At 51.2% G+C, this 7,721-nt stretch carries 7 protein-coding genes; all 7 read right to left on the bottom strand.

Features of this window, described 5'->3' with window-relative positions:
• Positions 1-29 precede the first annotated feature (29 nt).
• Positions 30-641, bottom strand: coding sequence for a DUF3592 domain-containing protein (locus tag JAO79_RS13985; RefSeq protein ID WP_199007874.1), 612 nt, complete (start codon positions 639-641; stop codon positions 30-32).
• 18 nt (positions 642-659) lie between these two features.
• Positions 660-1,583 carry a formylglycine-generating enzyme family protein gene (locus tag JAO79_RS13990; protein WP_199007875.1) on the bottom strand — a complete coding sequence of 308 codons (924 nt, stop codon included), beginning with the start codon at positions 1,581-1,583 and terminating at the stop codon, positions 660-662.
• 20 nt (positions 1,584-1,603) lie between these two features.
• Positions 1,604-2,542: a formylglycine-generating enzyme family protein gene (locus JAO79_RS13995; RefSeq protein WP_199007876.1), complete on the bottom strand. Its 939-nt coding sequence runs from the start codon at positions 2,540-2,542 to the stop codon at positions 1,604-1,606.
• 159 nt (positions 2,543-2,701) lie between these two features.
• Positions 2,702-3,724, bottom strand: a complete 1,023-nt coding sequence (locus JAO79_RS14000; RefSeq protein WP_199007877.1) for a DUF6708 domain-containing protein — start codon at positions 3,722-3,724, stop codon at positions 2,702-2,704.
• Positions 3,721-6,387 (bottom strand): toxin VasX, encoded by a 2,667-nt coding sequence (locus tag JAO79_RS14005; protein ID WP_320158967.1) that lies wholly within the window; start codon positions 6,385-6,387, stop codon positions 3,721-3,723. Before JAO79_RS14005 ends, JAO79_RS14000 begins: the two co-directional genes overlap by 4 nt.
• Positions 6,384-7,001: a DUF4123 domain-containing protein gene (locus JAO79_RS14010; RefSeq protein WP_199007879.1), complete on the bottom strand. Its 618-nt coding sequence runs from the start codon at positions 6,999-7,001 to the stop codon at positions 6,384-6,386. Before JAO79_RS14010 ends, JAO79_RS14005 begins: the two co-directional genes overlap by 4 nt.
• On the bottom strand, positions 6,998-7,721 hold a 724-nt coding region (locus JAO79_RS14015), incomplete at its 5' end, for a bacteriophage T4 gp5 trimerisation domain-containing protein (protein WP_413785059.1). The genes JAO79_RS14010 and JAO79_RS14015, both read right to left, overlap by 4 nt.

Below are 7,721 nucleotides of genomic sequence, written 5' to 3' on the forward strand. Positions count from 1 at the left end.
TCAATCCTTGTGTTTTGGGGTCTCTTTCCTTAAGCCAGCTGACCAATTTCGGCCCCTTCGGGAACGAGAGAAGGCATTTGGGGCTCACGCCCCTTCAACATATTTGCCAGACGCCGCTCTCGTACCTTGTGAACGGAGGGATCAAACCTGAGTACCTTGAGGGGCACCGGGTCACCCTCCCGCAACTTGTCGAATGTTGCCAGCTTACTCAGATAGAAGGCCCCGCTGTGATTTTGGCCATCAAACTGAAAATCAAACTCAATCATAAGGTTACACTGATAATGCCCTTCCCCCTGTGGCTCATTTCGATGATCGTATTCCTGATGAAACTGACAATCCGCTTCTTTTTTGGTCAGTACGCCGTCCACCTCTACACCGTGCTTCCGTAGCGAGGCCTGGCCGTAGAGGTAGCTGGTACCTGAGTAAGTCGTGACGATAGCAAGCAGAACCAGCCCAGCGCCCATCAATGCGAAGAAACCTCCCGCAATCATGGCACCCCAGTCGCCAAAGTCGACGTAGAAAATGCCACCACCCACAGCGGTGGTGATTATTCCTACGCACAGCATCGTTAGCATAAGGCCGAGGTCAGTCTTTAGTGCTAACCACAGAAGCGGCCAATCGATGTGTTTTTTTCTGAGCATTTTTCTGGCTCTGGAAGGTTAGTTAATGGGCTGGGGCTGGTTAACGACGCAGCGGAAGCCTTGATAGAAGGAGTTCAGGCCTCGTCCCATTCTCCCGTAAACCGTCGCATTGCCGCCAACATGATCACCCAATCCCGCCAGATCCCTGACCACGCGTTTACCGGCATACTCACGGCTAGGCTCTATGGCCACAGGGTTCTTGGTGGAAAGATGTTCAAAACCGGGGCGGAACCAGTCTTTCGTCCACTCGGCCACGTTCCCGGTCATATCGTGCAAGCCCAGGGGACTCGGCGGGTAAGAGCCGACCGGGCGCCTCTCCACATCGATTGATGAGTGAATCAACACATTACCGGAAACTGGCTGCATCGGGTCGATGGCATATGAGGGGCGTTGAAGATACTTATCTAGCTCCACTTCACCTGTATCGGTTGCGAATGCGATGGCCTGCCCCCGATTCCGGGCCGCGTACTCCCACTGAGCCTCGGATGGGAGGGAAAAGGGGAGCCTCGTTTTCTCGGCAAGCCACAAACAGTAGTTATCGGCCTCCTCGAAATTTGGACTTCGCGCTGGTTTGTCTTTGTAATTCGGCGAGGTAGGATCATCATTTGAGGTTATGGGCAACCTCACAGCACGTTTGAAGCCCTTTTCAACTGTGTAGTCGCCCGCTCGCCCCACATCCTTTAGAAACGTGACGAACTCCCCCCAAGTAACCTCTGTTTTGAGAATTAAAAAGCTCTCGATCTCCACAAGCTTTGGCGGTTTGTTGTCATCGGAGATCGGGTTAAAAAGCACACCCGATTCGTTTCCGACATCTCCCAGCCAAAACTCGCCGCCTTCGACAAAGACCAGATTGCTTTTGGCACTTGTGAGCACCCCATCGATTTTAATATCGGAAGGCGCTTGAGGTGAGGAGCAACCTGTTGAAAGGGCAAGGAGCAACATCACACAACCATTCCGTGCCCTCAATTTATTGGCTCCGGGTGGTTGATGACGCAGCGGAAGCCCATACCTGCAAAATCTACGGATCGACCACCCCGCGCGAAAACAGTCCCACCGCCTCCAAACCAGTCGCCACGGCCGCCCCAATCTCGCACCGTTTTACTGGGCAGTCCCTCACCGGACGGTGAGTCTGGGCCTCGCGGATTATCATAAGGAGCATATCTATAGTAATCCTCCTGAAACCAATCCTGCGTCCATTCCGCTACGTTTCCCGTCATGTCGTATAGGCCTAACGGATTTGGTGGGTAGCTGCCAACCGGGCGCCGCTCGAACTTCAGCGAAGAGTGCATTAGGGCGTTGCCAGAGGGCGGTATCGAAGGGTCAACATACTCTTTTGGGCGGCGCAGGTAGGGATCCCTCTCGACATCTCCTGTATCCGTGGCATAGGGCACCTCCCTCCCCCGGCTTTGAGCCGCATACTCCCACTGGGCTTCGGTAGGCAAAGCAAAAGGCAGCCCGGTACGTTCTGCGAGCCAAGCGCAATACCCCTCAGCCTCTCCGTAATTTGGTACTCGGGCGGGCTTCCGGTAATAGTTCGGTGACAAGGGGTCATCCGAGACTAACAAATACTTTTTGAGCGTAAATTCTTCTGCATACAGGTGACGTCGATCGAGTTCTTCGTAGTAAACCGCCATCTCGCCCCAAGTCGTCTCGTATCGAGATATGGAGTAACTATCGACTCTAACTTTGACTACAGGGCGGCTATGGTCAGTCAGAGTCACGTAAGGGCTACCATCAGGCTTCCCAATATCGCCAAGAACAAACTCACCGCCTTTCACAAACACCTGATTATCTGTTGCCTGTTCCAGGACAGAAGAAACCAGGCCATCCTCACCACAGCCAGATATGAATGCTTGCGCTACTACCAAACAAGCTATTTTCAGCGGATCAATACCCGACATCTGTCAAAGCCTCCTAAGCTATCCCGCATCTTTAATGCTGACCACAGAAGCGGCCAATCAATGTGTTTTTTCTGAGCATTTTTCTGGTGCTGGGAGGTTAGTTAATGGGTTGAGGCTGGTTATCAACGCAGCGAACGATTGGCTCTGCTGAGAAAAGACCTACCGGGGAAGAGTTTTGCGCATTCTTTCATGAAGCTCGTCCAGCTCCTTCTGTTTTTGCGCCATGTAGTTTTCTTCGATATCGATCAGGCGAGTTGTTGAGCCGTTTGGTTCTAGGCGCTCTTGAACGACTTCAGGCCAGTGTTTACGAGCCTTCTTTCTATCAATCTTCTGTACAATTTCCATGCCGAATGCAGGCAGGAACAGCATATAAGAGGTCACCCAAGAAAGAAAAGCAGCCCCAGAAACACCCTCCCCCTCTATGCGTTCTCTCCCCAAAGTTCTCCTTGAATCAAGAACCAAGTCAAGAAAGGAAATGTCGCCGGATTTCAAGTTTTTCTCTATAAACGAATTTTTAAATTCTGTCTTATTGCCGGTCTCGTCAAACCACGGGCCAACTGTCATATAGCTTCTCAAATATTCCCAGAAACTTAATAAGGTTGGTAAGCGCTTGCCCGCTGAAACGCCTGATAGATTCAGCACTATCCGATCTTCGGGGTCACCGAACTTCCGAAGAACAATTTCCAATTTTCCATGAATAATGGCTCCTGAGTACTGATTGACTATCGTATATTCATACGCGACTGCCTCTATATCATCCCATTCTGAGTAGTAGAGTTCGCCTTTGTGATCGTAGTAAATCTCGCGCGTACGCCGATTAAAAACTACAGGTAGCATGGGCGGACGGCTAATCTCCCATATTGCAGGAGCAATAATGACTAAAACTGAGAGAAAGAAAACCCACCAGTCCAAATTCGAACTATAAGGTGTTCCAAATAGGTTAGGCAGCAAAACAAGCAGTATTCCAACTGCTCCCACAAAAAAACCTACACCTGTAAGAATGCCTCTGCTATCGGTGCTGCCGGTTCTCAAAGTCAAAGACACCTCATCTTGCGACTCTACGAGACCGGGCTGGGATGGAGCATAGCCAGTACCCGAGCCACCGCTCAGCTGAAGAGCATTTGAGGAACTACCAAATTTTTTAGTTACAGCGTCAAACAACTTTTTCGCGTTTTCAATCACCAGATATCAACCTTTACCGGAGGCATTTCCAAACCAGGTTGTGGTCGATAGATTAACTCGCCCTGCAGCCCAAAGATCTGGTCATCATCGTGATAAACTCTTCTGTATGTGGCCGTAGCTGCGGCGTTATGAACTCTTGTACCCACATGCAGACTGAAATCAGCACCAGACCAAGTCACAGGGGTTCGCTTTGGCTGAAGGATTTGCTCTCTTTCCTCTGTATCCAGAACAGCTCGTAATTGCCGTTCAACCCATGCCAAAGACCGGTAACCAACACCGCTTCTCAACTCATCGCCAGAAAAATAAATAGTTTCAGGATTCAAAGCACTTTGGCCTGCTAGCTCAAGAATCAACCAGCAATCCTGCATATGGATTCCCGTATGCGGATTTAACCTTGGAACCCTTTCCAGCCTCAACTTGATGGGAAAAATAACCGTGTACAACCGCTTCATTTCATCTCGATAGTTTCCTGACCACTCGGCCGGCTTTACACCAAATCTAGTATTAGCGAGCCAGCGCTCAAGCGGTGTATTCTGCGCGTAGTGACGGGCGACCAAGCCTCCAATCAAGGATGCAGTTAGGCCTAGAGACAACGCCGTATAGAAGCCACCCAGCCTAGACAATCCCCGGACTGAGGAAGCAACTTGCAACCCTAGTGCGGCAGCTCTCGCCTCACGATACGCTCTAAAAGCTCTCACACTGAGCGCCAGTTGCCGCGACGACACCCCCATCAAGCCGGCCTCAAGAGCAGACGTATCGAAATCACCAGAACGGTAGGACTCGATCGCTTGCATCCCAAATACAATGATGTCGAAAGCCGCAGTGGCAGCGGTGAGCGCGGCTGCAACTGCACCTACTCCATGGCTATACGCTGCTGGGTTAGGTGACCTTGAGAGTCCTTTATTCCAATTAAGCTCGGAAATCTTGTGCTCTAAGGATAAGGCTGCAGCGGTGAAACCTGTGACGCTCCCGGTAGCCTTTGCTAAACCTTCGACGTCTTTATTCGAATCGGTAAAAAATTCTGAGATTGCAGACACCATGTTCAATCCGGTCAGAACAACCAGAACTGAACGCAAGGGAGCCTTTTCTAAAGCATCCTTGAGGCTGTATGGGTTGCCTTTAAAATATTGGCCAGCATTTGCTGATGCGATACGAATAACGGGCACTTTCCGTGCTTCGACGTCAGGAGGACTAAGAGTCGCCGCTGCATTGCCACTATTTTTCGCCGCCTCACTCAGCCACTGATTCGATTGAACAGCACCTACACTGTCCACCGCCAATGACTGCCCTGTTCGTGCCAATCCAGACACCAAAAAGCCACTGCCTAAAAGTGAGATTCGATGCGGGAATCCTCTCAATTCAACTGCGGCTGCAGGCGAAATTGCGTTGAAAAGTATTTGTGTCGGCACAGCCGATGGAATTGGTGCCCGCCCCACTAAACCCGACACCTTAGAGTTTATGGCGGCAACGACAGCCGTGGCAGCTTTGGATAGGTCTTCAACAGAATCGTTAGCCATATCGCCAATTGATACTAGCTTCTCGACGTCACCGAGTGATACACGCTCTCTTATCCCAAGCAACGCATTCCAGAACCAGCGAGTCCCCTCCCCCTGAACTGCGGCTAGGCGGCCGATAGCCCCGGCCCCTTTACTAAAATAAGATGGACCAAGCAAAGCAAGTCCGAATTTTTCCTGCAGAATGGTGTGATGATCTTCTTTAGCCAGATCCAGGCTCTCGCATGAACTTGCGAGGGTTTCAGGGCCATTCGCACATTCGAGGGTATCCATCCATAGGACCCAGGAATCAAGGAGCCCAGCAACAACGTCTTCAAAATGTGACTGAGACTCATCCGATTCCCGCCACACTCTCTGTAATTTCGGCAGATCTACAAGTTCAGGAAGTTTCGCTTCAAGCTGGCGATCAGTCTCATAAAGATCCTTGATCGTCTTCGCCAAACTCCACTCTCCACCGAATCTGGCTCTTAACCTCTCCTGGTTATCGTGAGCCAGACGAACCAATGCGGCCAGATCTTCGGTAACACCCCATGGATCGTCCACTATCCCCATCACGCGCTGGTCAAATCGCTGGGTAGAACGCTCCAACCGAGGCCAGTGGGGAATGGTTGGAGTCAGGCCAGTCCAGTCAAACTCCTCAATGGAGGTAACTTCTGGCAAGGCATAAAAGGTCTTTTCATCAAGCAGCTGCGTGTTCGGTGAACCTCCTGGCACAATCCTGCGCATAAACTTGCTGCGCTGACCCGGTTCATTCACAATCATTTCGAAATGAGCGTCAGACCATTGATTCTCACTCCAGGCGACATCAGCAGGCTCACCAGAGGGTAAAGACAAGTAGACATTGCCGCGATGATCAACAACCTCCCCACCTCGGGTCGTCTCCTGAAGCAGGGAATTTTTAACCGAATACTCAATTAACCTCCCTTCGAACTCACTCCAGACATACAGCCAGCCATCTCTCAGAAATCGAGGAACAAGTCCAAGATTCCGATCCTGAAGATCAGTATAGCGATCAATATTAGGAAACAGGTCCGGTAAATCGGGCAATTCCAGCCCAGCTAAGAGCTCCCCCTCATAGCGCATAGGGCCAATGGCGTATCTAAGGGGTAGAAAAGCCGTCATTAGTGGGCAAGTTGCGCAATAAGTCATAACACGTCCCTGTGTTGGTTATCCGCAGAAGAATCCAGAGCGGCCAGCAAATCCAAGCTAAATTGAAAGCATGGGGCCACCAGATTCGACTCGAATTGTCCTTCCTTTTGTTCGTCACTCATTCTGGAAGGTGAAGGGCGATACTGAGTCATCGATCCATCACTTGAACGGAAAAAGATGCTGTTAATGCCAGACCAAAAATGAGCGGGTAAACGACCGTCAACTCCAGCTAGTCTCGAGACTACCTTGGCATCACCAATCCTCAGCCAGACAGCGTGCCCCTCCGGCATCATCACCTGAACCCTAGACCGCATAAAGTCCAATAATGCTGACTCATCATAAGACGTATGCAACACCGAAGTCCTCGCGACTAAGGGATAGTTCTTTGCCCACAGCTCTTTGAGCACTATGCTCGCTCCAAAATCAGCAATCATCGGCCCTAATGCTGATACGCCATCGAAAACGCCGTCTTTAAGTACCATTAAAGGGCATACATCCAGGCTCTCTTCATACAAACTTCGCAGGCCTCCCGCGATCGCTCCATCAAACAACATGAACATTTTCTTGTCGGACGGAGACAGGCTTTCATGAATGTTCGAACTCTGCAGCGTCATGACGAAATCCCCTCGTCCGATCTCACAGAGCAAACCTCCGAAAAAGTCTCTTCCTTCCTCGCTGCATTTCTGAAACTTGCGGCCTGTTTCAGGTCGGCCTCAGGCGGTCGCAACTGTTCCGCGTTTAAAAACTGAGGGGCACCGGAATGCCGTGTCTCGGTATTGGGAAGCGTTGAGACTGACTGCTCAGATAGAGCATCATGAGTTACCATATTTGGCAACAACGGCCCCGTAACCCCAACCCCGCTACCACTCCCGGGCCCACCACCGGAATTCATCCGCACCAAAGGCCCAGACACCGTCACCCCACTCGGGTCTACCTTCACAAAGCTGCCACTCGCTTTAAGTGTCACCTCGGCACCCGCCTCAATCACGATTTTCATACCGGCCTTGTGGTGGATTTCGGTGCCGGCTTCCACCAGCTGGTTCTTGCCCTGCTTGCTGTGGTGGCTGCCGTTTACGGTGAGGCTATAGTCGGTACCGATGCTCTCGCGATGTTCGCCATCTGTGGTGTGGTGGCGGTTGCCTTTGGTGTGGCTGAAGCGGTTGTTTTCGACCGTCAGGTGACTGTCGTTTTTGATCACTTCGGTGCGGTTGTTTTCCGTGAGCAGGTCCAGGTCCTTCTGGGCGTGCACGTAGATCTGCTCTTCGCCCGCTTCATCCTCAAACCGCAGTTCGTTGCTGCCTTCACCCTTGTGGGTTTTGGTTTTTAATGTGGTG

Origin of the sequence: Marinobacter litoralis, from assembly GCF_016427555.1 — a bacterium.
Taxonomy (GTDB): Bacteria; Pseudomonadota; Gammaproteobacteria; order Pseudomonadales; family Oleiphilaceae; genus Marinobacter; species Marinobacter litoralis_A.